This window comes from Pseudomonas piscis, assembly GCF_009380155.1.
GTDB classification, from domain to species: Bacteria; Pseudomonadota; Gammaproteobacteria; order Pseudomonadales; family Pseudomonadaceae; genus Aquipseudomonas; species Aquipseudomonas piscis.
Genome location: NZ_WHUV01000003.1, coordinates 783,172 through 808,703, shown reverse-complemented (window position 1 = coordinate 808,703; position 25,532 = coordinate 783,172). Strand labels below are relative to the sequence as shown.

At 62.2% G+C, this 25,532-nt stretch carries 24 protein-coding genes and 4 tRNA genes; 14 read left to right on the top strand and 14 right to left on the bottom strand.

The window, feature by feature from the left end; translation table 11 throughout:
* Window positions 1-25: 25 nt before the first annotated feature.
* Entirely contained in the window at window positions 26-739 is a 714-nt protein-coding gene (locus GDH07_RS20755; protein WP_022640182.1) for a UTRA domain-containing protein, read from the bottom strand.
* A 362-nt stretch (window positions 740-1,101) separates the two neighbouring features.
* On the opposite strand from GDH07_RS20755, the gene GDH07_RS20750 reads away from it, so the two are divergent.
* The 6 genes from GDH07_RS20750 (at window position 1,102) to GDH07_RS20725 (ending at window position 6,493) form a co-directional block, all read left to right on the top strand.
* Window positions 1,102-2,169, top strand: a complete 1,068-nt coding sequence (locus GDH07_RS20750; RefSeq protein WP_022640183.1) for an ABC transporter substrate-binding protein — start codon at window positions 1,102-1,104, stop codon at window positions 2,167-2,169.
* 128 nt (window positions 2,170-2,297) lie between these two features.
* Window positions 2,298-3,104, top strand: a complete 807-nt coding sequence (locus GDH07_RS20745) for an alkaline phosphatase family protein (protein ID WP_022640184.1) — start codon at window positions 2,298-2,300, stop codon at window positions 3,102-3,104.
* Window positions 3,101-3,946 carry an ABC transporter permease gene (locus tag GDH07_RS20740; protein ID WP_022640185.1) on the top strand — a complete coding sequence of 282 codons (846 nt, stop codon included), beginning with the start codon at window positions 3,101-3,103 and terminating at the stop codon, window positions 3,944-3,946. Before GDH07_RS20745 ends, GDH07_RS20740 begins: the two co-directional genes overlap by 4 nt.
* On the top strand, window positions 3,933-4,733 hold the full coding sequence (locus GDH07_RS20735; protein WP_022640186.1) for an ABC transporter permease: 801 nt from the start codon (window positions 3,933-3,935) through the stop codon (window positions 4,731-4,733). The genes GDH07_RS20740 and GDH07_RS20735 overlap by 14 nt, the downstream gene beginning before the upstream one ends.
* A complete protein-coding gene (locus tag GDH07_RS20730; protein WP_152898743.1) occupies window positions 4,730-5,719 on the top strand; it encodes an ABC transporter ATP-binding protein in 990 nt (329 codons plus the stop codon). The genes GDH07_RS20735 and GDH07_RS20730 overlap by 4 nt, the downstream gene beginning before the upstream one ends.
* Before the next feature lie 120 nt (window positions 5,720-5,839).
* On the top strand, window positions 5,840-6,493 hold the full coding sequence (locus tag GDH07_RS20725) for an HAD family hydrolase (RefSeq protein ID WP_152898742.1): 654 nt from the start codon (window positions 5,840-5,842) through the stop codon (window positions 6,491-6,493).
* Window positions 6,494-6,539: 46 nt separating this feature from the next.
* Here GDH07_RS20725 and GDH07_RS20720 read toward each other — a convergent pair whose 3' ends face one another.
* Window positions 6,540-7,502: a zinc-binding dehydrogenase gene (locus tag GDH07_RS20720; protein WP_343038301.1), complete on the bottom strand. Its 963-nt coding sequence runs from the start codon at window positions 7,500-7,502 to the stop codon at window positions 6,540-6,542.
* A gap of 139 nt (window positions 7,503-7,641) precedes the next feature.
* Here GDH07_RS20720 and GDH07_RS20715 point away from each other — a divergent pair, with 139 nt between their 5' ends.
* Both GDH07_RS20715 and GDH07_RS20710 read left to right on the top strand, forming a co-directional pair.
* Window positions 7,642-9,726, top strand: coding sequence for a carboxy terminal-processing peptidase (locus GDH07_RS20715; RefSeq protein ID WP_164485038.1), 2,085 nt, complete (start codon window positions 7,642-7,644; stop codon window positions 9,724-9,726).
* Between the two features lie 121 nt (window positions 9,727-9,847).
* Window positions 9,848-11,656 (top strand): bifunctional diguanylate cyclase/phosphodiesterase, encoded by a 1,809-nt coding sequence (locus tag GDH07_RS20710; RefSeq protein ID WP_022640191.1) that lies wholly within the window; start codon window positions 9,848-9,850, stop codon window positions 11,654-11,656.
* Here GDH07_RS20710 and GDH07_RS20705 read toward each other — a convergent pair.
* The 5 genes from GDH07_RS20705 to bamJ all read right to left on the bottom strand — a co-directional run bounded on the left by GDH07_RS20705 (window position 11,625) and on the right by bamJ (window position 14,320).
* On the bottom strand, window positions 11,625-12,023 hold the full coding sequence (locus GDH07_RS20705; protein WP_152898741.1) for an SEL1-like repeat protein: 399 nt from the start codon (window positions 12,021-12,023) through the stop codon (window positions 11,625-11,627). The two genes, GDH07_RS20710 and GDH07_RS20705, sit on opposite strands and share 32 nt — an antisense overlap.
* Entirely contained in the window at window positions 12,024-12,395 is a 372-nt protein-coding gene (locus GDH07_RS20700; protein ID WP_003179080.1) for a hypothetical protein, read from the bottom strand. It lies immediately after the preceding gene.
* Window positions 12,392-12,733, bottom strand: a complete 342-nt coding sequence (locus GDH07_RS20695; RefSeq protein ID WP_031320291.1) for a helix-turn-helix domain-containing protein — start codon at window positions 12,731-12,733, stop codon at window positions 12,392-12,394. The genes GDH07_RS20700 and GDH07_RS20695 overlap by 4 nt, the downstream gene beginning before the upstream one ends.
* A 95-nt stretch (window positions 12,734-12,828) precedes the next feature.
* Complete coding sequence (locus GDH07_RS20690) at window positions 12,829-13,305, bottom strand: YkvA family protein (protein WP_152898739.1); 477 nt, start codon at window positions 13,303-13,305, stop codon at window positions 12,829-12,831.
* Window positions 13,306-13,597: 292 nt separating this feature from the next.
* Entirely contained in the window at window positions 13,598-14,320 is a 723-nt protein-coding gene (bamJ, locus tag GDH07_RS20685) for a BamJ family beta-barrel-assembly machinery protein (protein WP_053133296.1), read from the bottom strand.
* 267 nt (window positions 14,321-14,587) lie between these two features.
* Between bamJ and GDH07_RS20680 the strand changes: the two genes are divergently transcribed.
* A complete protein-coding gene (locus GDH07_RS20680; RefSeq protein ID WP_178124092.1) occupies window positions 14,588-16,396 on the top strand; it encodes a di-heme-cytochrome C peroxidase in 1,809 nt (602 codons plus the stop codon).
* Window positions 16,393-17,562 carry a catalase family protein gene (locus tag GDH07_RS20675; protein WP_152898736.1) on the top strand — a complete coding sequence of 390 codons (1,170 nt, stop codon included), beginning with the start codon at window positions 16,393-16,395 and terminating at the stop codon, window positions 17,560-17,562. The genes GDH07_RS20680 and GDH07_RS20675 overlap by 4 nt, the downstream gene beginning before the upstream one ends.
* 136 nt (window positions 17,563-17,698) lie before the next feature.
* Here the strand turns inward: GDH07_RS20675 and GDH07_RS20670 are convergent.
* The 4 genes from GDH07_RS20670 to GDH07_RS20655 form a co-directional block, all read right to left on the bottom strand.
* Window positions 17,699-17,775 (bottom strand) — tRNA-Asp (locus GDH07_RS20670).
* Between the two features lie 19 nt (window positions 17,776-17,794).
* Window positions 17,795-17,870 (bottom strand) — tRNA-Val (locus GDH07_RS20665).
* A gap of 188 nt (window positions 17,871-18,058) precedes the next feature.
* Window positions 18,059-18,135: transfer RNA gene (locus tag GDH07_RS20660), tRNA-Asp, on the bottom strand.
* Window positions 18,136-18,155: 20 nt separating this feature from the next.
* Window positions 18,156-18,231: transfer RNA gene (locus GDH07_RS20655), tRNA-Val, on the bottom strand.
* Window positions 18,232-18,391: 160 nt separating this feature from the next.
* Between GDH07_RS20655 and rdgC the strand changes: the two genes are divergently transcribed.
* The 3 genes from rdgC to sugE all read left to right on the top strand — a co-directional run bounded on the left by rdgC (window position 18,392) and on the right by sugE (window position 20,787).
* Window positions 18,392-19,312, top strand: coding sequence for a recombination-associated protein RdgC (gene rdgC / locus GDH07_RS20650; RefSeq protein ID WP_022640197.1), 921 nt, complete (start codon window positions 18,392-18,394; stop codon window positions 19,310-19,312).
* A gap of 75 nt (window positions 19,313-19,387) precedes the next feature.
* Window positions 19,388-20,353, top strand: coding sequence for a bile acid:sodium symporter family protein (locus GDH07_RS20645; protein ID WP_152898735.1), 966 nt, complete (start codon window positions 19,388-19,390; stop codon window positions 20,351-20,353).
* Window positions 20,354-20,469: 116 nt separating this feature from the next.
* Window positions 20,470-20,787 carry a quaternary ammonium compound efflux SMR transporter SugE gene (gene sugE / locus GDH07_RS20640; protein ID WP_152898733.1) on the top strand — a complete coding sequence of 106 codons (318 nt, stop codon included), beginning with the start codon at window positions 20,470-20,472 and terminating at the stop codon, window positions 20,785-20,787.
* Between the two features lie 63 nt (window positions 20,788-20,850).
* Here the strand turns inward: sugE and GDH07_RS20635 are convergent, their stop codons facing one another.
* The 3 genes from GDH07_RS20635 to GDH07_RS20625 form a co-directional block, all read right to left on the bottom strand.
* Window positions 20,851-22,725 carry an MFS transporter gene (locus tag GDH07_RS20635; protein WP_152898731.1) on the bottom strand — a complete coding sequence of 625 codons (1,875 nt, stop codon included), beginning with the start codon at window positions 22,723-22,725 and terminating at the stop codon, window positions 20,851-20,853.
* An 82-nt stretch (window positions 22,726-22,807) separates the two neighbouring features.
* Window positions 22,808-23,959 (bottom strand): TDT family transporter, encoded by a 1,152-nt coding sequence (locus GDH07_RS20630; RefSeq protein WP_343038300.1) that lies wholly within the window; start codon window positions 23,957-23,959, stop codon window positions 22,808-22,810.
* A 108-nt stretch (window positions 23,960-24,067) separates the two neighbouring features.
* On the bottom strand, window positions 24,068-24,379 hold the full coding sequence (locus GDH07_RS20625) for a cupin domain-containing protein (RefSeq protein ID WP_022640202.1): 312 nt from the start codon (window positions 24,377-24,379) through the stop codon (window positions 24,068-24,070).
* A gap of 187 nt (window positions 24,380-24,566) precedes the next feature.
* Here GDH07_RS20625 and GDH07_RS20620 point away from each other — a divergent pair, with 187 nt between their 5' ends.
* Complete coding sequence (locus tag GDH07_RS20620; protein ID WP_152898729.1) at window positions 24,567-25,526, top strand: GlxA family transcriptional regulator; 960 nt, start codon at window positions 24,567-24,569, stop codon at window positions 25,524-25,526.
* Window positions 25,527-25,532 lie beyond the last annotated feature (6 nt).

Below are 25,532 nucleotides of genomic sequence, written 5' to 3'. Positions count from 1 at the left end.
GCCCGCTGGCGCGAAGGCAGCGGGCTCAGGCCACATCCACACCAACGTGGATCGCATCGTGGCGCCAGAACTCCAGGTCGCAATCGATCAGCCGCTGATGCTGGTCGTAGTTGACCCGGGCGATGCGCAGTCCCGGGCTGCCCACCGAGACCTTGAGCGCCGCGGCCGCTTCCGGCGGCAGGGAAGTGGGCACGATCTCGAAACGCACCCGCCCGTAGTGCAGGTCGTAGTGCCGGGCGTACAGCTCGGTGATCGACTGGTTCAGATCCAGGTCGAGGATCTTCGGGAAGTACTGCGGATTCAGGTAATGCTCGACATACAGCACCAGACGCTCGTCGATCCGTCGCACGCGACAGATCTGGATCACGCTGGACAAGGCCGGGAGTTGCAACCAGGCGCAGACCGCCGCCGACGCCGGTTGCAAACGTGCACAAATCACCTCGGTGGACGGTACCCGGCCCTGGGCGCTGACCATGGCGTGGAAATGGCTGCGCTGCATCAGGTTATAGGCCAGGCGCGGCGGCGAAACGAACCAGCCACGACGCTCCTCGCGGTAGATCTGTCCCTGGGCCTCCAGTTGCAGCAGAGCCTCACGCACGGTGATCCGGGTAGTGGCGAACAGCTCGCTGAGCTTGCGCTCGGCCGGCAGCTTGCTCCCCGGTGCCAGCAAGCCATGGGCGATCTGTTCTTGCAGTACCTGGCCGATGGCTGTCACCGCCTTGGTTGCCTCTATACGCATCAACGTTACCTATCTGGACTAGACCAGCACCGTCCCAGTGCCTGGCAGCGACCTGTACGGCCCCCTGCTCCTGACTGCAAAGCCTAGGCAACGCAGATGACTGATATGTGACAAAGCTTGCGAACGGCCCAGGCCAGAGCTGCAACTTTCCCGCCAGGGCCTTTGAAAACGGGAGTTTTGCCGTGGTCTACGCTTAGTTCGCAGTGTCGAGCCTGCGCCTGGTTCCAGGCGTTCGCAGCAGGCATCGACATAAAAGTGTCATCCAACAGGCTTAGATTGGCTCAGGTATTGCTGACCTAGACCAATCCACCGCAAGACTGTCGATCACAACGCAGCGTGGAACACGCCCAAAGGAGCTTCGGATGAAACAGCTTTTCCTGGCATCACTGTTAGGTTCGACCATCGCCATGTGCACCGCCGCCATGGCCGCTGACAACGACTTGAAAACCCTGGAAGCCGCTGCGAAGGCGGAAGGCGCCATCAACAGCGTCGGCATGCCCGATGACTGGGCCAACTGGAAAGGCACCTGGGAAGACCTGGCCAAGACCTACGGCCTCAAGCACATCGACACCGACATGAGCTCGGCCCAGGAAATCGCCAAGTTCGCCGCCGAGAAAGACAATGCCAGCGCCGATATCGGCGACGTTGGCGCCGCGTTCGGCCCGATCGCCGTCAAGCAAGGCGTGGTCCAGCCCTACAAGCCAAGCACCTGGGCGCAGGTCCCGGACTGGGCCAAGGACAAGGACGGCAACTGGGCCCTGGCCTACACCGGCACCATCGCCTTCATCATCAACAAGAAGCTGCTGCACGGTTCCGAAGCACCCAAGAGCTGGGCCGACCTGGAAAAGGGCAAGTACAAGGTGTCCATCGGTGACGTGAGCACCGCCGCCCAGGCTGCCAACGGCGTCCTGGCCGCCGCCATCGCCAAGGGCGGCGACGAGAAGAACATCCAACCGGCGCTGCTGATGTTCGCCGAGATCGCCAAGCAGGGGCGCCTGTCCCTGGCCAACCCGACCATCGCCACCATGGAGAAGGGTGAAGTGGAAGTCGGCGTGGTCTGGGACTTCAACGGCCTGAGCTACCGCAACAAGATGGTCAACAAGGACGACTACGAAGTGCTGATCCCGTCCGACGGCTCGGTGATCTCCGGCTACACCACCATCATCAACAAGTACGCCAAGCACCCGAATGCGGCCAAGCTGACCCGCGAGTACATCTTCAGCGACGCCGGGCAGGTCAACCTGGCCCGTGGCAATGCCCGCCCAATCCGTGCCGAGCACGTCAACCTGCCGGCGGACGTCAAGGCCAACCTGCTGCCCAACGAGCAGTACAAGCACGTGACGCCGATCAAGGACGCCGAAGCCTGGGAGAAGACCTCCAAGGCCCTGCCGCAGAAGTGGCAGGAAGAAGTGATCATCAACATGCAGTAATGCTGCTTCCGTAGGGGCGAGGCTTGCCCGCGATCCAGGCGCTGCGGCCTATCTTGAAATCGCAGCGATACCATCGCGGGCAAGCTGCGCTCCTACGAGATTGTTCGGTCTTGCGGAGCCCTTGCCCCATGTCACACAACGTCATCCTTGTCGTGCTCGACGGCCTCAATCACCAGGTCGCCCGCCACGCCATGGGACATCTTCAAGCCTATGTCGGCGCAGGACGCGCAGCGCTGTACCAACTGGAATGCGAGCTTCCGGCACTGTCCCGCCCGCTGTACGAATGCATCCTCACCGGGGTGCCGCCGATCGACAGCGGCATCGTGCACAACCAGGTCTCGCGCCTGTCCACCCAGCGCAGCCTGTTCCATTACGCCCGGGCCGCCGGCCTGGGCACCGCCGCTGCCGCCTACCACTGGATCAGCGAGCTGTACAACCGCACGCCGTTCAATGCAGCGCGAGACCGGCACACCGTCGCCCCTGAGTTGCCGATCCAGTACGGCCACTTCTACTGGAGCGACCACTACCCCGACTCCCACCTGTTCGCCGATGCCGAGGACCTGCGCCTGCGCCACGCTCCCAACCTGTTGCTGGTGCACCCGATGAACATCGACGACGCCGGCCACAAGCACGGCCTGGACAGCGCCCAGTATCGCAACAGCGCACGCTCGGCCGACATCATCCTGGCCGACTACCTGCAAGGCTGGCTCGACGCCGGCTACCAGGTGCTGGTGACCGCCGACCACGGCATGAACGCCGATCGTTCGCACAATGGCCTGCTGCCCGAGGAACGGGAGGTGCCGCTGTTCGTCATCGGCGGGGCCTTCAGCCTCGATCCCGGGGCCACACCGAAGCAGACCGAACTGTGCGGCACCATTTGCCAACTGCTCGGCGTACCCCACGACAAACCCTTCTGCCGGGAGCTGTTGAAGTGAATTCAGTGACCCGTGGCAAATGGCTGGCGGCCTTGTGCCTGGTGCCTTTCGCCCTGTTCTTCATCGTGTTCCAGCTGGCCCCGCTGGCGTGGGTGCTGATCAACAGCCTGCAGTCCGAGGAGTTCGGCTGGGGCCTGGCCAACTTCAACAAGATCTTCAGTTCGAAGTTCTACCTGCAGGCGATCCAGTACAGCCTGGAGATCAGCTTCTGGTCCAGCGTGTTCGGCATCATCATCGCCGTGCTGGGTAGCTACTCGCTGCGCCGGGTCGACTCCAGGTTGCGCAACTTCGTCAATGCCTTCGCCAACATGACCAGCAACTTCGCCGGCGTGCCCCTGGCCTTCGCGTTCATCATCCTGCTGGGCTTCAACGGTGCCATCACCATCATGCTCAAGCAGTCGGGGGTCATCCAGGACTTCAACCTCTACTCCAAGACCGGCTTGATCATCCTCTACACCTACTTCCAGATCCCGCTTGGGGTGCTATTGCTGTACCCGGCTTTCGACGCACTGCGCGAAGACTGGCGCGAATCCGCCGCCCTGCTGGGCGCCAGCGGCTGGCAGTTCTGGCGGCATATCGGCCTTCCAGTGCTGACCCCGGCGCTGCTGGGCACCTTCGTGATCCTGCTGGCCAACGCCCTGGGCGCCTATGCCACGGTCTATGCCCTGACCACCGGCAACTTCAACGTCCTGCCGATCCGCATCGCGGCCATGGTTTCCGGGGACATTTCCCTGGACCCGAACATGGCCAGCGCCCTGGCGGTGGTGCTGGTGGCGCTGATGACCCTGGTGACCATCGTCCATCAGTTGCTGCTCAAGAGGAGCTACCATGTCTCGCGCTGAATCCGGCTCCGTCGCCCTCTACCACCGGTTCGTGGTCTGGCTGCTGTTCGCCATCCTGCTATTGCCGCTGCTGGGGACCTTCATTTACTCCATCGCCAGCAGTTGGTCGGCGACCATCCTGCCCAGCGGCTTCACCTTCAAGTGGTACTTGCAGCTGTGGAGCGACCCGCGCTTTCTCGCGGCCTTCGGCCAGTCGCTGCTGGTCTGCGTCGGCGCCCTGGTCTTGTCGGTGGTGCTGATCCTGCCGCTGCTGTTCGTGGTGCACTACCACTTTCCCAAGCTCGATGCGCTGATGAACATCCTGATCCTGCTGCCCTTCGCGGTGCCGCCGGTGGTGTCCTCGGTGGGCCTGCTGCAGTTATACGGCTCAGGCCCCCTGGCCATGGTCGGCACGCCGTGGATCCTGATCGGCTGCTACTTCACCGTGGCCCTGCCGTTCATGTACCGGGCCATCACCAACAACCTGCAGGCGATCAACCTGCGGGACCTGATGGACGCCGCCCAGCTCCTGGGCGCCAGCACCTGGCAGGCGGCCTTGCTGGTAGTCCTGCCGAACCTGCGCAAGGGCCTGATGGTGGCGCTGCTGCTGTCCTTCTCGTTCCTGTTCGGCGAGTTCGTGTTCGCCAACATCCTGGTGGGCACCCGCTACGAAACCCTGCAGGTATACCTGAACAACATGCGCAACAGCAGCGGCCACTTCACCAGCGCCCTGGTGATCTCCTACTTCTTCTTCGTGCTGGTCCTGACCTGGGCCGCCAACATCCTGAACAGGGACAAGAGCCAATGAGCTTCGTCGACGTGCAACACCTGCAAAAGCACTACGCGGGCACCACGGTGTTCAGCGATATCAACTGCCAGATCCACAAGGGCGAGTTCGTCACCCTGCTGGGCCCCTCCGGCTGCGGCAAGTCCACCCTGCTGCGCTGCATCGCCGGGCTGACTCCGGTGGATGCCGGCAAGATTCTCCTCGACGGCCAGGATATCGTGCCCCTGAGCCCGCAGAAACGCGGGATCGGTATGGTGTTCCAAAGCTATGCGCTGTTCCCCAACATGACCGTGGAACAGAACGTCGCCTTCGGCCTGCGCATGCAGAAGGTCAACGCCGACGACAGCCACAAGCGCGTCAGTGAAGCCCTGCAACTGGTGGAGCTAAAGGACTTCGCCAGCCGCTACCCACACCAGCTCTCCGGCGGCCAGTGCCAGCGCGTGGCCCTGGCCCGTTCCCTGGTGACCCGGCCGCGCCTGCTGTTGCTGGATGAGCCGCTGTCGGCACTGGACGCGCGGATCCGCAAGCACCTGCGCGAGCAAATCCGCAATATCCAGCAGGAACTGGGCCTGACCACCATCTTCGTCACCCATGACCAGGAAGAAGCGCTGACCCTGTCGGACCGGATTTTCCTGATGAACCAGGGCCAGATCGTCCAGAGTGGCGATGCCGAGACCCTGTACACCGCGCCGGTGGATGCATTCGCCGCCGGCTTCATCGGCAACTACAACCTCCTGGACGCCGAGAGCGCCAGCAAGCTGTTGCAGCGCCCGGTGAGCGGGCGCATCGCCATTCGCCCCGAGGCCATCGAGCTGCGCAGGGACGGCCAGCCGGACGCGCTGATCCGTGGCCACAGCTTGCTGGGCAACGTCATCCGCTATCGAGTCGAGGCCCACGGCGTGGAACTGGTGGTGGATGTACTCAACCGTTCGGCTGCCGACCTGCACGCCAATGGCCAGCGCCTGGCGTTATCCATCGATCCGAGCGCCCTGTGTGAGGTAGCTTGACGGCAGCGACAAGCTTCAAGCTGCGAGCTTCAAGTTATAGATAGACCGCTAAGTACCTAAATCCAATTCTTGCAGCTTGAAGCTTATAGCTTGAAGCTGTTCTCGGAGAGAACTGCACTGATGGCCCTGGCAATTTTTGATCTGGACGAAACCCTGATCCACGGCGACTGCGCCACCCTCTGGAGCGAGCAGATGGGGCGCCTGGGTTGGGTCGACAGCGAGTCGTTCATGCGCCGCAACAACGAGCTGATGGACGCCTACAGCCATGGCAAGCTGGCCATGGAGGAATTCATGGCGTTCAGCCTCGAGCCCATGGCCGGGCGCAGCCCGGTGGATGTGGCCCACCTGGTGGAGCCCTGGGTCGAGGACGTGATCGAGCCGATCATCTTCAGCGATGCCTGCAAGACCCTGGCCGCCCATCGCCAGGCCGGCGACCGGATCCTGGTGATCTCGGCCTCGGGCACCCACCTGGTGCAGCCGATCGCCCAGCGCCTGGGCATCGATGAAGTACTGGGGATCGAGCTGGAAGTGCTCAACGGCGTCTATACCGGCAATACCCTGGGCACCCTGACCTACCGCGAGGGCAAGATCACCCGGTTGCTGCAATGGCTGGAAACCGAGCAGGAAAGCCTTAAGGGCGCGACCTTCTATTCCGACTCGCGCAACGACCTGCCGTTGCTGCTGCGAGTGGATCATCCCCAGGTGGTCAACCCGGATCCGGTACTGCGCGAGCATGCGCAGCAGGCCGGCTGGCCGATCCACCACTGGAAATGACCGCAATGCCTGCGGGAACCGGCCGTGGGCCAGCTCCCGCAGATGGTCATGCCAATGCGGAGTCGATCACCAGGACCAGCTTGCCCGATACCTGATTGGTGGCCAGTTCGCCGAATGCGGCTTCGGCATCCTCGATCGGGAACGTCCTGGCCAACTGGGGGCTCAGGCGCCCATCGCCGAACAGCGGCCAGACGTTCTGGCCCAGATCGCTCAGCAAGTCGGCCTTGAACTGATCGCTGCGGCTGCGCAGGGTCGAACCCAGCAGCTGGATCCGCTTGGCCAGCACCTTGGCCAGGTCCAGTTGCGCCTCGCGCCCGCCCATCAGGCCGATCAGCACCCAACGCCCATCGAGGGCCAGCAGCTTGAGATTATCGGCCGCGTAGCCAGCTCCCACCGGGTCCAGGACCACATCGAAGGGGGCGAAATCCCGCAGTGCATCCAGGCCATCGGTGCGTATCACGCCCCCCTGGGCCCCCAGTTTTTCGCAGTAGGCCAGGCGCTCGGCGGAGCCGACACTGACCCAGCACGGACTGCCGAAGGCCTTGCACAGCTGGATCGCCGCCGAGCCGACCCCACTGGCCCCGGCGTGCAGCAGCACCTTTTCCCCGGGCTTGAGCGCCGCCAGCTGGAACAGGTTCAGCCAGGCCGTGGCATAGACTTCCGGCAACGCCGCGGCCTCGACCAGCGACAATCCCTCGGGCACCGGCAGCACATGGCGTGCATCGACCACCACTTCCTCGGCCATGCCGCCACCGGCCAGCAGCGCACAGACCCGATCACCGATTTTCCAGGACGAACCCGGGCCGACTTCACTGATCACCCCGGAGCATTCCAACCCCAGCACCTGGCTGGCCCCGGCCGGCGGTGGATAGAGCCCCGCGCGCTGCAGCAGATCGGCCCGATTCAGGCCGGCGGCGGCCACGCGAATACGAACCTGGCCCGCATCGCAAGTCGGGCTTGGCTCTTCAACCCACTCCACATGACCTTCAACGCCTTGCAATGCTTTCACAGTGCCTCCATAGTGAGTCTGGACTGAGCCCGGAGGTTATAGCACCGGGCTTTTTGCATTATGCGACCGGCCCTGATGGAACCGGCGACTTCTAAGACGGCCTAATATGCGTTATCAATTGCCCCCGCGTCGAATCAGCATGAAGCATCTGTTCCCCAGCACCGCCCTCGCTCTTTTCATTGGTTTCGGCCTACTGCCGATGTCGACCACTACGCTCGCAGCCAATAGCTGGGACAAGCTTCAGCCTGATCGCGATGAGGTAATTGCCAGCCTCAATGTTGTTGAACTGCTCAAGCGTCATCACTACAGCAAGCCACCTTTGGACGACGCACGCTCGGTCATCATCTACGACAGCTACCTGAAGCTGCTGGACCCATCGCGCAGCTACTTCCTGGCCAGCGACATCGCAGAGTTCGACAGGTGGAAAACCCAGTTCGACGACTTCCTCAAGAGCGGTGACCTGAACGCAGGCTTCACCATCTACAAGCGCTACCTGGACCGGGTCAAATCCCGACTCGACTTCGCCCTGGCGGAACTGGCCAAGGGTGTCGACAAGATCGACTTCACCACCAAGGAAACCTTGCTGATCGATCGCAAGGAAGCTCCATGGCTCAAGACCACCGCCGAACTCGACGACCTGTGGCGCAAGCGCGTCAAGGACGAAGTGCTGCGGATGAAGATCGCCGGCAAGGAACCCAAGCAGATCCAGGAAACCCTGACCAAGCGCTACAAGAACCAGTTGGCGCGCCTGGACCAGACCCGGGCCGAGGATATCTTCCAGGCCTACATCAATACCTTCGCCATGTCCTACGACCCGCATACCAACTATCTGTCGCCGGATAACGCGGAGAACTTCGACATCAACATGAGTCTGTCGCTGGAAGGCATCGGTGCGGTGCTGCAAAGCGACAACGACCAGGTCAAGGTCGTGCGTCTGGTACCGGCAGGTCCGGCGGACAAGACCAAGCAGGTCGCCCCGGCGGACAAGATCATCGGCGTCGCCCAGGGCGACAAGGAAATGGTCGACGTGGTGGGCTGGCGCCTGGACGAAGTGGTCAAGCTGATCCGCGGCCCCAAGGGCACCCTGGTGCGCCTGGAAGTGATCCCGGCCAGCAATGCGCCGAACGACCAGACCAGCAAGATCGTGCCTATCACCCGGGAAGCGGTGAAGCTCGAAGACCAGGCAGTGAAGAAGTCGGTCCTCAACCTCAAGCAGGACGGCAAGGACTACAAGCTCGGGGTAATCGAGATCCCGGCCTTCTACCTGGACTTCAAGGCGTTCCGCGCGGGTGACCCGGACTACAAGAGCACCACCCGTGACGTGAAGAAGCTGCTGACCGAACTGCAGAAAGAGAAGGTCGACGGCGTGGTCATCGACTTGCGCAACAACGGCGGTGGTTCCCTGCAGGAAGCCACCGAGCTGACCAGCCTGTTCATCGACAAGGGCCCTACCGTGCTGGTGCGTAACGCCGATGGCCGAGTGGATGTGCTGGAAGACGAGAACCCCGGTGCCTTCTACAAGGGCCCGATGGCCCTGCTGGTCAACCGCCTTTCGGCCTCGGCCTCGGAGATCTTCGCCGGCGCCATGCAGGACTACCATCGCGCGTTGATCATCGGCGGCCAGACCTTCGGCAAAGGTACGGTCCAGACCATCCAGCCGCTCAACCATGGCGAGCTGAAGCTGACCCTGGCCAAGTTCTACCGGGTTTCCGGGCAGAGCACCCAGCACCAGGGCGTGCTGCCGGATATCGGCTACCCATCGATCATCGATACCAAGGAGATCGGTGAAAGCGCGCTGCCCGAAGCCATGCCTTGGGACACCATCCGCCCGGCCATCAAGCCGGCGATGGATCCGTTCAAGCCGTTCCTGGCCCAGCTCAAGGCCGAACACGAAAGCCGCTCGGCGAAAGATCCGGAATTCGTGTTCATCCGCGACAAGCTGGCGCTGGCGCAGAAGCTGATGGCGGAAAAAACCGTGAGCCTCAACGAAGCCGATCGCCGGGCGCAGCATGCCGATATCGAAGCCAAGCAACTGGCCCTGGAAAACATCCGTCGCAAGGCCAAGGGCGAAGAGCCGCTCAAGGAGCTGAAGAAAGAGGATGAGGACGCACTGGCCGCCGCCGAACCGGACAAGACCAAGCCGGAAGACGACGCCTACCTGAGCGAAACCGGGCGCATCCTGCTGGATTACCTGAAGCTCAACACTTCGGTGGCCAAGCACTGAGGATGATGGCAATTTAATTCGAGCGCTCCTCGGAGCGTCATCAAATAGTCATCATTCTGTCGTGAAATAAAGGACTGGGGGCCATGCGCACCCGGTCCTTTTTTTATCGACAGAGATCGCCATGACCACGACCGAACAGCTCAGTGCATTGAGTTCAATCCTGGCTCAAAGCGGTTTGCACAGCCTGTTCCAACCAATCATTTCCCTCTCGGAGCGCCGCATCCTCGGCTATGAAGCCTTGAGCCGCGGCCCCTCCAACAGCCCGCTGCATTCCCCAGTCGCCCTGTTCGCCGTCGCCCGCCAGGCCGGCCGCCTGAGCGAACTGGAGATCGCCTGCCGCCATAGCGCTTGCCGGCGTTTCAGCGAGCAGTTGCTGCCTGGCAAGCTGTTCCTCAACGTTTCCCCCGAGTCCCTGCTGGAAGCCGCCCACCAACCCGGGCGCACCCTGCAATTGCTGCAAGACTTCGGCATCCCACCCAGCCAGGTGGTGATCGAACTTACCGAACAGACTCCCATCGACGACTTCCAACTGCTGCAGAATGCCCTGCACCACTATCGCGACATGGGTTTCTCCATCGCCCTGGATGACCTGGGGGCCGGATATTCCAGCCTGCGCTTGTGGTCGGAGCTGCGACCGGACTACGTGAAGATCGATCGCCATTTCATCGACGGTATCCACCAGGATGCGCTCAAGCGTGAGTTCGTCGGATCGATCCTGCAGATCGCCAAGGCCTCCCGGGCCAAGGTGATCGCCGAAGGCATCGAGCTGGCCGAGGAACTGGCGGTGCTCACCGAGATGGGCGTCGACCTGGTCCAGGGTTATCTGCTGTGCCGACCCCAGGAACAACCGTCCCAGGATGCCTGGGCAATGATGCCCAAGCACGACAACACCAGCGTGGCCTTGAATGACGAAGGCAGCGACCTCAGCGCCCTGCTCAACGACCAGCCGGCGGTGGCACGCAACACGCCCACAGCCAACGTGCTGGAGGCCTTTCGCCGCCAGGCCAATCTCAATTCCCTGGCGGTTCTTGATGAGCAGGGCCAGCCCTGCGGAATCGTCCACCGACATTCGCTTTCCGATGCCCTGCTCAAGCCATTCGCTACCGACCTGTTCGCCCGCAAGCCCATCAGCCGGCTGATGAACGATGACTTCCTGGCCGTCGAGCTGACCCAGTCGCTGCAACAGGTCAGCCGACTGATCACCAGCCGCGCCAGGCAACGTATCGAGGAAGATTTCATCATCACCCTCAATGGCCATTACCTGGGGCTGGGGCGGGTGATCGATGTGCTCAAGCTGATCACTGAGCTGAAGATCCAGCAGGCTCGCTACGCCAACCCCCTGACGCTGCTGCCGGGCAACGTCCCCATCCAGCAGTGCCTGACCCGCTTGCTCCAGCAGGGGCGCGAATCGGTGATCTGCTATGTGGATATCGACAGTTTCAAGCCCTTCAACGACATCTACGGCTACGGCCGCGGCGATGAGGTGCTGCTGTGCCTGGCACAATGCCTGAATGACCGGGTAGACCCGAGCCGCGACTTCGTCGGGCATATCGGCGGGGATGATTTCCTGCTGGTGCTGGGACCGGAAGACTGGCGCAAGCGGCTGAACCAGTTGCTGGACGACTTTCATAGCCAGTGCCGGCGCTTCTATCGCAGCGAACACCTGGAAGCCGGTTGTTTCGTGGCGCCCAACCGCCAGGGAATTCGCCAGGAATTCCCCTTGCTGTCACTGTCCATCGGCGTGGTGCACCTGTATCCACAGGCCTGTGGGCAACTGGACTCCAGCCAACTGGCGGAGCTGGCCTCCCAGGCCAAGCACCATGCCAAGAACGTCCAAGGCTACAGCGTGCACGTGATCGACAGCCTGGAAGCCCTGGCCCGCCAGCGCAACGAAAACCTCAGTGCTGCGGACCTAGCTGCTCCAGCTTGAGGCTGGCCAGGGGATGTCCGGCCTGGGCCGAAAGTTTCCACCAGCGAGCCGCTTCGACAGCATCGGGTGCCTTGCTGGCCGAGCCGGCCAGGCTGATCACCCCAAGCTGGTAGGCAGCCTTGGCATCGCCGGCCAACGCAGCCAGGCGCAACAGGCGGATCCCCTCCTCCCGTGCCCCGAGCCCCTGGCCACGGAAAAGCAGGATATGGCCATAGAAGCTCTGCGCGCCCACATTGCCCAGGTTGGCCATGCGCGCATACTGCCCCTCCATCCAGCGCCAGCTACGGGGCTGGCGGATGAACCAGGGCCAGTGAAACAACCGGCGCGCCAGCCAATAGCCGGCCCGCGCCTTGAATCGCCAGAACATTCAAGCCTCCGCTGATTCGGGATATTCGTACTCGAACACTCGCACCACTTCCGAGGCATGCCAGGACGCTGCGGCAACACCATCGGAAGGTCCGGAAAAACGCCCCAGGCGCTCCACGCACTCGAAGAATCCGGTACGCGGCAGGCGGCTGGCCCCCTGGCTGATGACCAGGGAACTGCGCAGCGGCTGCTCGGCTCGTGCATCCAGGGCGGCCAGGTGCTCCAGCGCGGCCGTCAGGGTCTGCATCGCCGGGCTGGGCAACTGCAAGCGCTCCAGCAATGCACGGTAGGTTAAGAGATGACGTTGTCGTCGGGCTTGATCCAGCTCACCCAACAGCCCATCCCAGTGCTGACGACTGATCCTTACACTCACGATTGCTCCCTCCACCCCGGCACCGTCAGTTCCCAAGCCAGGCTGCGGCGAATAGCAGCGTCAGGTTGACGCTCGCCACTTTCAATCAAGGCCAGGTAAGACGGGCTGATGCCTACTTTGCGGGCCAGCGCCTCGATGGCGATGCCCTTCCCTTCGCGTAGATTGCGTAATTGATCCAGGCCCGGAAGACTCTGGGCCGGTGTCGCCGCCTGAGAGACTGCAGCGGCTTGCGGTGCGTTTTCGGTGAGACCTGCGGCTTTCAACAACGCTTGATACTGAGCCCACGGCAGAACCGCATATTCGGGTTCGCCATCGCGTTCAATAATCTGGATATCCATCACCACCCCGTAGGACTACGACACTTAACGAGTCGGAATTTTCCTTAGAAGTGTAATCCTAACAGCGATGGCGGTCGCGCAGAGCATGATTGTCGTCAGGTAACGGGGCCGTTACCGGAGGCTCTCCCCGCCCCCTCCAGGCGCAATTGTTCGGGGGTGTCGGGCAGCCGTTCCACTACCGCCAGCTTTTCCGGGGCCTGGCGATTGCGCCAGGCGCGAAAGGCATCCAGCTCATCGCCCAGGGTCTTCATCAGCCAAGCCAGCACGGCGATGTCATCGAGCATGCCGAACACCGGCAGGAAATCGGGAATCGCATCCAGCGGGCTGAGAAAGTACATCAGGCCGGCGACCACCGACAGCAGCGCCTTGGGACTGATCGCTCGGTACTCGCCCCGCCAGTAGGCCAGGCACAACGCCTGCAACAGACGCAGGTCTTCCTTGACCTTGCCCAGGCGCTCGCCCTGGAAAACGCCCTTGCTCGCCACGGCGAACAGCAGCGTCGGCAAGCGGCCACGACTCAGGAGCCGAGCGGCCAGGGGCAGGAAGCGGGCAAAATTCCAGGGTGCTTTCATCTTCACTCCCACTGAAATGTTATCCACACAAATTGTGGATAACCTTGTGAACAGAGCTCCTTTTCAGCGCTGAAAGCCCCGTTTCACAAGGGCTGAGCTCAGATCGGGCGTTTTTTACTCACATAAAAAAACCCATAATTTCATTGACTTGGCAGGCTCCAGCGACTAGCTACTGGCGCTCCTCTGTTCTGACTGTCGACAATGCCGCCAGTTCGGATTTTTTACCATTACCAGCCTGTAGAAACGACAACGCCCCGTAAGAACGGGGCGTTGTTGCAGACGTTGCAGCAGATTACTTGGCTGCGTCCGGCTTGTCTTGCTTGGCCGGATCCTTGATACCCAGCAGTTCCAGCTCGAACACCAGCACCGAATTGGCCGGGATCGCCGGGCTTGGGCTCTGGGCGCCATAGGCCAGGTCGCTAGGAATGTACAGCTTGTACTTCTCGCCGACGTGCATCAGTTGCAGGCCTTCGACCCAACCCGGGATAACGCCGCTGACTGGCAGATCGATCGGGCTGCCACGCTCAACCGAGCTGTCGAACACGGTGCCGTTGGTCAAGGTGCCGGTGTAATGCACGGTCACCACGTCAGTCGGCTTGGGCTGCGGACCATCGGCCTTCTTCAGGACTTCGTACTGCAGGCCGGAAGCAGTGGTGGTCACACCAGTCTTCTTGCCGTTCTCTTCGAGGAATTTCTTGCCGGCGGCGGCCGACTCTTCACTCATCTTGGCCATGCGCTCTTCAGCACGCTTTTGCAGTGCGGCAAAGGCCTCGATCAGTTCTTCGTCTTTGAGCTTCTGTTCTTTCTTGCCGACGGCATCTTCGATGCCCAGGGCCACGGCTTTGGAATCCAGGTCATCCATGCCTTCCTGGGCCAAGCTCTTGCCCATGTTCAGGCCGATGCCGTAGGAAGCTTTCTGAGCTGGGGTTTTCAGCTCTACGCTGGTCTGCGAGTCACAACCGGCGAGTACCAGGCTAACCAGGGCCACCGCCGCCGCCAACCGATGCTGTTTCATGCTATTTCCTTGTTCATGCGCCTAAAGGGCAATCGAATAAAGCCGCGAGCTTATCAGGCGGCCACGACCAATGGCTACCGGCATAAGAGCAGTAAACCGCTGATAAGTTCACGTCTTCAAACGCATTTCGTGGTGTGGGATATGCCCCGTCCGGATACATCGCGAGGCGTGTGAAAGAGCGCGAATAACCATAGCGCAAGTAATGGCTACTTGCCGCGTCAGATGCGCTCAGGCATAAGGAAGCGAAATTCGACAAGGAAGTACATCTTGCGCCTCATCTACCGTGTATTGCTGTTGATTGCCGTGCTGATCGGCATCGCCCTGGCCGTGGTCGCCTACTACACCGCCAATCCGAAGCTTCCCGACTATGTACCTGCCGAAAAAGTGCACTACCTGGACCAATGGGATGCAAAGGATCGCCAGGCGTATTACTTCACGCCCCAGGGCACCCAGGTCAAGGGCCTGCGCTATGACTGGTTCGTCGCCCTGGAACTGCCCTTTTCCGAGCAGTCCTTCGCCACTCCCGAATACCTGGCACGCTTCGGCTTCCTGGTGGAGCCCGGGCAAAAAGCCACGGCACAAAACCCCGGCAACCTGCCAGTAGGGTTCGCCCGCCACCAGAACCCGGGCAGCCTGGAACAATACCTGGACATTACCTGCTCGGCCTGCCACACCGGCGAGCTGCGCTTCAATCACCAGGCCCTGCGGATCGACGGCGGCCCGGCCCAGCATGTGCTGCCATCGAGCGTGCCGACCCTGCGCGGCGGCAGTTTCGGCCAGGCCCTGGTGGCCAGCCTGGCGCTGACCTACTACAACCCGTGGAAATTCGAACGCTTCGCCCGCAAGGTGCTGGGGCCGGACTACGAGCAGCGGCACGAACAGTTGCGCAAGGACTTCAAGGTATCGCTGGACACCTTCCTGCGCACGGCCTGGAACGACACCCATCGCGGCCTCTACCCCACCGAGGAAGGCCCTGGCCGCACGGACGCGTTCGGTCGTATCGCCAACGCCAGCTTCGGTGATGCAATCTCCCCGACCAACTACCGGATCGCCAACGCTCCGGTGGACTATCCACAACTCTGGGATATCTGGACCTTCGACTGGGTGCAATGGAACGGTTCGGCGCAGCAACCCATGGCCCGTAACATCGGCGAAGCCCTGGGCGTGGGCGCGACCCTGAATCTGTTCGATGCCAACGGCCAGCCATTGACCGGTGAGGCGCGCTACCCCTCCAGCGTGCGCGTGCGCGATCTCAACCAGATCGAGGAAACCCTGCAACGCCTCAAGCCACCTGTGTGGCCGGAAGCCTTGCTGGGCAATATCGACAAACCCCTGGCCGCCAAGGGCCGTACCCTGTTCGCCAGCCACTGCGCCGGCTGCCATGTGCCCGCAGTCAGCGAGAACGACGGCCGGCCGGTGCAACAGTTGAAGATGCTGCCGGTCTCGGTGATCGGCACCGACCCCAACTCGGCCAGCAACATCGCCGACCTGCGTTATGACCTGAGCGCCCTGCAATGGGACACCGCCGAGCTGGCCAAATCAAACGTCGAGCTGCATCCGGCCCCCACCGAGCCCCTGGACCTGCGGCAGATGTCGGCCGCCAAGGGCCTGGCGTACATCACTGCTTTCGTCGAAGAGCGCGCCTATCGCGATGCCCAGGTCACGCCCGAAGAACGCCCAAGGCTGGATGGCTACGGCCTGCCGATCGGTGTACGCGAACTGCGTGCCTACAAGGCCCGTCCGCTGGCCGGGGTCTGGGCGACACCGCCCTACCTGCACAACGGTTCGGTGCCCAACCTCTATCAACTCCTGTCACCCCAGTCGGAACGCGCAACGACCTTCTACCGCGGGACCTTCGAGTACGACCCCAAGCACCTGGGCTATCGCCCGGAAGCGTTCAAGAACGGCTTCGAATTCGATACCAGAATCAGCGGCAACCACAACAGTGGCCACGAATTCCGCGCTGGCCAGCGGGGCAATGGGGTCATAGGCCCGCTATTGCAGCCTGAGGAGCGCTGGGCGCTGCTGGAATACCTGAAAGTGCTGGGCGGACCGCTGGAGTCGCAACTGCCATGAAACTCGATCTTGCAAGCAAACGCCCTTCCCTGCCGGGCCGGCTCTGGCTGCGCCTGGGCGCGCTACTGGGCAAGCTGCTGTTGCTGTCGTTGGTGCTCGGCCTCTCGGGCTGGGCCCTGGCCAGTATCTGGTTCGCCTGGCAGCACCGCGGCCCGGTCGCCGCACAGGAACAGATTCCCGCAGACGAGGCGGCGCGCACCCAGGACATCATCCAGACCGCCGTGCGTATCGTCGACCAGCATCGCGAGGGTACTCGCTACCTGCGCGACGCCCATGCCAAGGCCCATGGCTGCGTGAGGGCCGAAGTCCAGGTGCTCAAGGACCTGGCCCCGGAACTACGCCAGGGGGTCTTCGCCAACCCGGGGCAAACCTGGCAGGCCACGGTGCGCCTGTCCAATGGCAATGCCTACCCGCAGTTCGACAGCATTCGCGATGCGCGAGGCATGGCGCTCAAGCTGCATGAGGTCCCCGGAAGGCAGTTGATGGCTTCGGAGGCAGCGCGCCAGGAACAGGATTTCGTGATGTTCAACCATCCGAACTTCTTCGTCAGCGACGTGGCCGAGTACCAGCAGAACATCGCGGCCCAGGCCGACGGCAAGAAAGTCGGCGCCTTCTTCCCCGCCTGGGACCCGCGCACCTGGCAGGTCCGCCATTTGTTCATCGCCCTGGCAACCCTGGCGCCAGCACCGGCCAGCCCGACCCAGACCACCTACTTCTCGGTCTCGCCGTACAAGTTCGGCAAGGCCAACGCCAAGTTCCGGGTGATGCCGGACCCAGGTAGCTGCCCAACCTACAATTTGCCGGCACAGAACCAGGACCTGCCCAACTTCCTGCGCAGCGCCCTGGTCCAGCAACTGTCCACGGACCGCGCCCCTGCATGCTTCGTCCTGCAGATCCAGCGTCAGGATCCGAACCGTTTCATGCCGATCGAAGACACCAGTATCGAATGGAAGGAAGCGGACGCGCCCTTCGAAACCGTGGCGCGAGTGACGATTCCCGCCCAGGATTTCGACACTCCGGCGCAGAACCTCGCCTGCGACAACCAATCGTTCAACCCTTGGTTCGGCGTGGAAGCCCATCGTCCCATCGGCGGCATCAACCGCCTGCGCAAGTCGGTGTACGAGGCCGTCAGCGACTACCGCCATAGTCGCAACGCCGAGCAGTAGGCGCACAAACGAAAAAAGCGGCCCCAAGGGCCGCTTTTTTTCATTCAAGCACTGGGTAAACCCCAGACAGCAAAAAGCCCGCATTGAGCGGGCTTTTCGTGGTGACCTGGCGTTCAGTGTTCCAGGTTACCGAATATGGCGCAGCGGACGGGACTCGAACCCGCGACCCCCGGCGTGACAGGCCGGTATTCTAACCGACTGAACTACCGCTGCGCGTAGCGTTGAAAGTAAGTGGTGGGTGATGACGGGATCGAACCGCCGACATTCTGCTTGTAAGGCAGACGCTCTCCCAGCTGAGCTAATCACCCTTTACCTTCGTTGCGGGGCGCATTATGCCACAGAAATTCATAAAGTGTTGATTTAATTGATATTTTTATCAAAAAAATCTGAATCCCCATGGTTTGCCGCACTACCCGCAAAACCTCTTACAGCAAAAAGCCCGCGTTAGCGGGCTTTCCGTGGTGACCTGGCGTTCAGTGTTCCAGGTTACCTAATATGGCGCAGCGGACGGGACTCGAACCCGCGACCCCCGGCGTGACAGGCCGGTATTCTAACCGACTGAACTACCGCTGCGCGTAACACTATTGAACGAATGGTGGGTGATGACGGGATCGAACCGCCGACCCTCTGCTTGTAAGGCAGATGCTCTCCCGGCTGAGCTAATCACCCTTCTCGTTCGGTGTGGCGCGCATTCTACGGAGCAGCCTGCACTCTGGCAAGCACTTTTTATAATAATTTTTTCAGCCCTTCCAAAGGCTTAGCGAAGGGTTGGCCTGAGCGGCAGCGAAGAGAATAATGCCCTCCTTTGTATAAAGGAGAGATTCACCCCATGTGGTTCAAAAACCTGTTGATCTATCGCCTGACCCAAGATCTGCCCGTTGATGCTGAGGCGCTGGAAACTGCACTGGCGACCAAACTGGCGCGTCCCTGTGCAAGCCAGGAGTTGACCACTTACGGTTTCGTCGCCCCTTTCGGCAAGGGCGAGGATGCTCCTCTGGTGCACGTCAGCCAGGACTTCATGCTGGTGGCGGCACGCAAGGAAGAACGCATCCTGCCCGGCAGCGTGGTCCGCGACGCGGTCAAGGAGAAGGTCGAGGAGATCGAGGCCGAACAGATGCGCAAGGTCTACAAGAAGGAGCGCGACCAGATCAAGGATGAAATCATCCAGGCCTTCCTCCCCCGCGCTTTCATCCGCCGTTCTTCGACCTTCGCCGCCATCGCGCCGAAACAGGGCCTGATCCTGGTGAACTCGGCCAGCCCCAAGCGTGCCGAAGACTTGCTCTCCACCCTGCGCGAAGTACTCGGCACCCTGCCGGTCCGGCCGCTGACGGTGAAGACCGCACCGACCGCGATCATGACCGACTGGGTCAAGACCCAGCAGGCCGCCGACGACTTCTTCGTCCTCGACGAATGCGAACTGCGCGATACCCACGAAGACGGCGGCATCGTGCGCTGCAAGCGCCAGGACCTGACCAGCGAGGAAATCCAGCTGCACCTGAGCACCGGCAAGGTGGTCACCCAACTGTCCCTGGCCTGGCAGGACAAGCTCTCCTTCGTGCTGGACGACAAGATGGTGGTCAAGCGCCTGAAGTTCGAAGACCTGCTGCAAACCCAGGCCGAGGAAGATGGTGGCGACGAAGCCCTGGGCCAACTCGATGCCAGCTTCACCCTGATGATGCTGACCTTCGGCGAGTTCCTCCCGGCGCTGTTCGAGGCCCTGGGCGGCGAAGAGATCCCGCAGGGCATCTGACGCCCTGGCCGGACAGCCCATCGCACCAGACGCCACCGCCTTCGGTGGCGTTTTCATATATATGAGGAACAGGCCATGCGCGCACTGGCTGCACTGAGTCGCTTCGTCGGCAACACCTTCGCCTACTGGGTGCTGGTCTTCGCGGTACTGGCGTTTTTCCAGCCGACCTGGTTCATCGGCCTCAAGGCCGCCATCGTGCCGCTGTTGGGCGTGGTGATGTTCGGCATGGGCCTGACCCTGAAGCTCGAGGACTTCGCCGAAGTCGCCCGCCATCCCTGGCGAGTGGCCCTGGGGGTGGTGGCGCATTTCGTCATCATGCCCGGAGTGGCCTGGGCGCTTTGCCTGGTATTCGAGCTGCCACCCGAGATCGCCGTCGGGGTGATCCTGGTCGGCTGCTGCCCGAGCGGCACTGCGTCCAACGTCATGACCTGGCTGGCCCGGGGCGACCTGGCCCTGTCGGTGGCCATCGCCGCCGTGACCACCCTGCTCGCGCCATTGCTGACGCCTGCCTTGATCTGGCTGCTGGCTTCGGCCTGGCTGCCGGTGTCCTTCATGGAGCTATTCTGGTCGATCCTGCAAGTGGTGTTGCTGCCGATCGTGCTCGGCGTCATGGCCCAGCGCTTGCTGGGCCAGCGGGTACGGCATGCGGTGGAGGTGCTGCCGCTGGTGTCGGTGGTGAGCATCGTCATCATCGTCGCCGCAGTAGTGGCCGCCAGCCAGGCGAAGATCGCCGAGTCCGGACTGCTGATCATGGCCGTGGTGATGCTGCATAACAGCTTCGGTTTCCTGCTGGGCTATTTCACCGGGCGCCTGTTCAAGCTGCCGCTGGCCCAGCGCAAATCCCTGGCGCTGGAAGTCGGCATGCAGAACTCCGGTCTCGGAGCCGCCCTGGCCAGTGCGCACTTCTCGCCATTGGCAGCGGTGCCCAGCGCCCTGTTCAGCGTCTGGCACAACATTTCCGGCGCCTTGCTCGCGACCTTCCTGCGCCGCATGGACGAACCCGGCGACGCCAAGGAGCAAGCACCAAACGCCAGTGCCTGAAAAACCGCCACTACCCTGGTTGATTTGCGCAGTATAATGCGCAACGCGGGGACGACCCTGCAGCTCGAGTCGAGTGAGTATTTCCGGGGACGACCCCATCAACCAATGAGGTCAGCATGTCCTGGATCATTCTGTTTTTCGCCGGCCTGTTCGAAGTGGGTTGGGCGGTTGGCCTGAAGTACACCGATGGCTTCAGCCGCCCACTGCCCACCGCCCTGACCATCCTCGCCATGGCCATCAGCCTGGGCCTGCTGGGCCTGGCCGTGAAGGAGCTGCCGCTGGGCACCGCCTATGCCATCTGGACCGGCGTCGGCGCGGTGGGAACGGTGATCGCCGGCATCATCCTGTTCGGCGAGTCCATGGCCCTGGTGCGCCTGGCCAGCGTGGCCTTGATCATCCTTGGCCTGGTGGGCCTGAAAGTCAGCGCCGCCTGACAACCCCCACACACAAACAACAACGCCCGCGACATCGCGGGCGTTGTTTTATCCACCGATCACTCAGCGTCGCGTGCCCCGCAGCTCGCCCACCACCGCCTGCAACTGGGCCGGTTCCGCCGCCTCCACCGTGACCGGCGAGCCAGCCACCAGGGTGATCCGCGACCAGAAACGATGGAAGAACCCCTTGTTCGGGTCGCGACTGAAGAAGCTCCCCCACAGCCCCTGCAAGGCCAAGGGAATCACCGGCACCGGAGTTTCCTCGAGAATCCGCGTCAAACCGCCCTTGAACTCGTTGATCTGGCCATCGGCAGTCAGCTTGCCCTCCGGAAAGATGCACACCAGCTCACCATCGCGCAGGTACTCGGCAATCTTCTTGAAGGCCTTTTCGTAGATCTCCAGGTCCTCATGGCGACCGGCAATGGGAATAGTCCCGGCAGTGCGGAAGATGAAGTTCAGCACGGGCAGGTTGTAGATCTTGTAGTACATCACGAAGCGAATCGGCCGACGCACCGCGCCCCCAATCAGCAGTGCATCGACGAAGGACACATGGTTGCACACCAGCAACGCTGCGCCCTCATCGGGGATCTGCTCCAGATTGCGATGCTCCACACGGTACATGGAATGGCTGAGCAGCCAGATCATGAAACGCATGCTGAACTCGGGCACCACTTTGAAGATGTAGACGTTGACCGCGATGTTGAGCAGCGACACCACCAGGAACAGATGGGGGATGCTCAGCTTGAGCATGCTCAGCAAGACGATGGAAACCAGCGCCGAGACCACCATGAACAGCGCATTGAGGATGTTGTTGGCGGCAATCACCCGCGCCCGCTCGTGCTCCGGAGTCCGCGACTGGATCAGGGCGTACAGCGGCACGATGTAGAAGCCGCCGAAGATCCCCAGGCCCAGGACATCCAGCAATACCCACCAGGCACGGGCGAAGCCCAGGACCTCGAGCCAGCCATGGCCGGTGGCGCTCTCTGGAATACCGCCGGAATGCCACCACAGCAACAGGCCGAACACCGTCAGCCCCAGGGAACCGAACGGCACCAGGCCGATCTCGACCTTGCGCCCCGAGAGTTTCTCGCAAAGCATCGAGCCCACCGCGATACCCACCGAGAACACGGTGAGGATCAGGGTCACCACCGTCTCGTCGCCGTGCATCCACTCCTTGGCATAAGCCGGGATCTGGGTCAGGTAGATCGCCCCGACGAACCAGAACCAGGAGTTGCCGACGATCGAGCGCGACACCGCCGGCGTCTGGCCCAAGCCCAGGCGCAAGGTCGCCCAGGACTGGCTGAAGATGTTCCAGTCAAGGCGCAGTTGCGCAGAGGCCGCGGCTGCCCGGGGAATGGCCCGGCTGGCCAGGTAACCCAGCACCGCGACGCCGATCATGGCAGCCGAGACGATCGCCGCGTAATGCTCCGAGGACATCATGATCCCGGCGCCGATGGTGCCCGCCAGGATCGCCAGGAAAGTCCCCATCTCCACCAGGCCGTTGCCGCCCACCAGCTCTTCTTCACGCAGGGCCTGGGGCAGGATCGAATACTTGACCGGGCCGAACAGCGCCGAGTGAGTCCCCATGGCGAACAGCGCCAGCAGCATCAACGACAGGTGATCGAAGGCGAACCCCACGGCCCCCACCACCATGATCACGATCTCCCCCAGCTTGATCAGGCGAATCAATGCATCCTTGGCGAACTTCTCGCCGAACTGCCCGGCCAGCGCCGAAAACAGGAAGAACGGCAGGATGAACAGCAGTGCGCAGAGGTTGACCCAGATCGAGCGGTCGCCCTCGATGCTCAGCTTGTAGAGGATGGCCAGGATCAACGACTGCTTGAAGATGTTGTCGTTGAAGGCGCCGAGGGACTGGGTGATGAAAAACGGCAGGAAACGCCGCTTGCGAAGCAAGGTGAACTGCGAGGGGTGACTCATCTTCCGTGTTCCTGAGTGGCGAGGATACTGTTATTGGAATGCCGAACATCGATCCAGGCCACACCTTACCTGTGTTTGCCGATTATTTATGTAGGCCGGCAATGCATGGCGAGACAAATAGCTCTCCTTTATAGGCTCCCTGCAGCGTGCGCTTGGCGACGATCAGCCACATCACCGCCAGGGTCGCCACCAGCACCGCCCCCACCACATTGAAGAAACCCAGGTGCAAAGTGCTGCCCAGCTTGAGGGTCGCCAGCGAGTACACACCCAACGGGAAGGTGAAACCCCACCAGCCGAGGTTGAAGGGAATGCCTTCGTTCAGGTAGCGCCGGGTGATCAGCACTGCCATCAGCATCCACCACAGGCCGAAGCCCCACAGGGTCAAGCCAGCCACCAGCCCCAGTCCGGCGGCGATCTCACCGATGCCCGGCAAGCCATTGGCGGCGAAGATCGCCGGGGCGTCCGCACCCAGCACCAGCATGCCCAAGGCGCCGGTACCGATCGGGCCCAGGGCCAGCCAGCTGGAGGCGGCCATGCTTTCATGGGGCAGCTTGTGCAAGGCCATGCGCAGCAACAGGATGGTCAGGATGCTGAACGCCACCGGCAGCGAGAAGGCCCACAGCACATAGCTGGTGCTCAACATCACCAATTGCGCGTGGGTATCGGCCAGATGCGGAGCCAACAACCCGCCGCTGGCCGCAGCCACCTCGGCCGCCACCACGGGCAGCAGCCAGACTGCGGTCATCTGGTCGATGCTGTGCTCCTGGCGGGTGAACATCATGTAAGGGATCAGCACTCCGCAAGCCAGGGACATGGCCACATCCAGCCACCAGAGCACTTGGGCCGGCAGCAGCACCGCATCACCCCAGTGGCCACGACCGAACAGCAACAAGCCATTGATGATGGTCGCCAGCCCCATGGGAATGGTGCCGAAGAACATCGAGACCGTGGAGTGTCCGAATATCCGCCGTGCCTCATCGAAGAACATCACCCAGCGTGCGGTGTACATCGCGCTGAACAACAGGAACAGGGCAATGGTCAGCCACCAGAAGCCCTCCGCCACCAGGCGCAGCCCAGGGACCTGGGCAGGCCATTGGGCCAGGGCCAGGGCCAGGACGCCAGTGCCCATGGTGGCGGCGAACCAGTTGGGGGTGAATTGGCGAATGGCTTCGCGGGGGTGTTGCAGATGGCTCAACGGCCGGCGGCCGGCCTTGACGCTTTGGCTACATGTCACGATGGAGTCTCCTGTCCTCGGAAGAGGTTGAGCCCATGGTAGAACCTAATCGAATATCTATATAACGGGTAATTTCTCTATCTGTTATCTACTTTATAAATATAGAGCCTAGACACTGCCTTCGGATTCGATCACCAGCACCCGAGCGACACCCTGGGGATGAGCCACGTGCTCGGTTCCCACACAGGCATGAAAGATATCGCCCACCTCCAGCAATACCGCCTGCTCCAGGCCATTGTCGCGATAGCGCATCTGCACCCGGCCATCCAGTACCACGAAAACCTCCTCCCCCGCATTGACGTGCCAGCGGTAGGGCTGGTCGGTCCAGTGCAGGCGCGTACTGATGCCATTCATGCAGGCGATATCCAGGGCCGCCCATGCGCGCTCGCCGACAAAGTCGACACTGCGAATGACCTTCATGAGCGGCTCTCCACACAGGCGGCAAAGCCCAGTCCGGGGCAATGCGAGAAGCGAAAGATCCAGGCCATGCCGGCCTCCTCGAGAGCAGGAAACGAGTGCCAATGCTGAGCCAGGGCAATACGACAAAGAAGTGGCCCAATAGCCACGCTTCGATAGAATCAGGCCAATTTTTCCGAGCACCTGCGACATGCACAAGCCCATCCGCATTGCGGTGATCGCCTTTGACGGCATCAGCCCGTTTCACCTCTCGGTACCGTTGCTGGTGTTCGCAGAACAGGATCAGCAACTCGAGCTGCCGAGCTTCCAGGTGCGGGTCTGCGCATTTGAACAGCCGCCGCTGCGCACTTCGGCCGGCTTCGATATCACTGCCCACCATGATCTGGATGAGCTGCGCGAGGCCGATGTGATTGTCATGCCGTCCTGGCGCGATAGCCTCGAGCGACCGCCACAGGAATTGCTCGACGCCCTGTGCCACGCCCACGGGCGCGGGGCCCGGTTGCTGGGGTTGTGCCTGGGAGCCTTCGTCCTGGCGGAGACCGGCCTGCTGGACGGCCACCCGGCCACGACCCACTGGCGCTGGGCGCCGGTCTTCGCCCAAAGGTATCCCCGGGTCGCCCTGGATGCCGATGTGCTGTACGCCGAAGCCGGCAACCTGCTGACATCCGCCGGCACTGTCGCCGGCCTGGATTGCTGTCTCTACCTGCTGCAACAGCTCTGTGGGGCGCAGACCACCCACAAGCTGGCCCGGCACCTGGTGATCGCCCCGCATCGCTCCGGCGGCCAGGCGCAGTTCATCGAACGCGCCATGCCCAAGGGTGGCGAGCGGGATCGCATGGCGCCGCTACTGCAATGGCTGGAACAACACTTTGCCCAAGAGCACTCCCTTAACGACCTGGCCGCACGGGTGGCCATGAGCCGGCGCTCGTTCACCCGACACTTTCGCCAGCTGACCGGCACCACAGTCGGCCGCTGGCTACTCGGACGACGCCTGAGCCATGCCCAACGCCTGCTGGAAACCAGCCAGCAGGGCATCGAGACCATCGCCCTGGCTTCGGGTTTTACCAGTGCCCTGTCGATGCGCCAGCACTTCACGGGTGTGTTGCAGCTTTCTCCTTCGGCCTACCGAGCGCAATTTCGCCGCTCTTGAAATGCC

Coding starts and splice junctions, on each gene's coding strand:
- GDH07_RS20705 (WP_152898741.1), bottom strand. CDS start 12,023: ATGTTCTGGCGATTCAAGGCGCGGGCCGGCTATTGGCTGGCGCGCCGG.
- GDH07_RS20625 (WP_022640202.1), bottom strand. CDS start 24,379: ATGAAGGTCATTCGCAGTGTCGACTTTGTCGGCGAGCGCGCATGGGCG.
- GDH07_RS20620 (WP_152898729.1), top strand. CDS start 24,567: ATGCACAAGCCCATCCGCATTGCGGTGATCGCCTTTGACGGCATCAGC.
- GDH07_RS20710 (WP_022640191.1), top strand. CDS start 9,848: ATGACCACGACCGAACAGCTCAGTGCATTGAGTTCAATCCTGGCTCAA.
- GDH07_RS20715 (WP_164485038.1), top strand. CDS start 7,642: ATGAAGCATCTGTTCCCCAGCACCGCCCTCGCTCTTTTCATTGGTTTC.
- rdgC (WP_022640197.1), top strand. CDS start 18,392: ATGTGGTTCAAAAACCTGTTGATCTATCGCCTGACCCAAGATCTGCCC.
- GDH07_RS20645 (WP_152898735.1), top strand. CDS start 19,388: ATGCGCGCACTGGCTGCACTGAGTCGCTTCGTCGGCAACACCTTCGCC.
- GDH07_RS20725 (WP_152898742.1), top strand. CDS start 5,840: ATGGCCCTGGCAATTTTTGATCTGGACGAAACCCTGATCCACGGCGAC.
- GDH07_RS20755 (WP_022640182.1), bottom strand. CDS start 739: ATGCGTATAGAGGCAACCAAGGCGGTGACAGCCATCGGCCAGGTACTG.
- GDH07_RS20735 (WP_022640186.1), top strand. CDS start 3,933: ATGTCTCGCGCTGAATCCGGCTCCGTCGCCCTCTACCACCGGTTCGTG.
- GDH07_RS20690 (WP_152898739.1), bottom strand. CDS start 13,305: ATGAAAGCACCCTGGAATTTTGCCCGCTTCCTGCCCCTGGCCGCTCGG.
- sugE (WP_152898733.1), top strand. CDS start 20,470: ATGTCCTGGATCATTCTGTTTTTCGCCGGCCTGTTCGAAGTGGGTTGG.
- GDH07_RS20745 (WP_022640184.1), top strand. CDS start 2,298: ATGTCACACAACGTCATCCTTGTCGTGCTCGACGGCCTCAATCACCAG.
- GDH07_RS20675 (WP_152898736.1), top strand. CDS start 16,393: ATGAAACTCGATCTTGCAAGCAAACGCCCTTCCCTGCCGGGCCGGCTC.
- GDH07_RS20730 (WP_152898743.1), top strand. CDS start 4,730: ATGAGCTTCGTCGACGTGCAACACCTGCAAAAGCACTACGCGGGCACC.
- GDH07_RS20695 (WP_031320291.1), bottom strand. CDS start 12,733: ATGGATATCCAGATTATTGAACGCGATGGCGAACCCGAATATGCGGTT.
- GDH07_RS20635 (WP_152898731.1), bottom strand. CDS start 22,725: ATGAGTCACCCCTCGCAGTTCACCTTGCTTCGCAAGCGGCGTTTCCTG.
- bamJ (WP_053133296.1), bottom strand. CDS start 14,320: ATGAAACAGCATCGGTTGGCGGCGGCGGTGGCCCTGGTTAGCCTGGTA.
- GDH07_RS20750 (WP_022640183.1), top strand. CDS start 1,102: ATGAAACAGCTTTTCCTGGCATCACTGTTAGGTTCGACCATCGCCATG.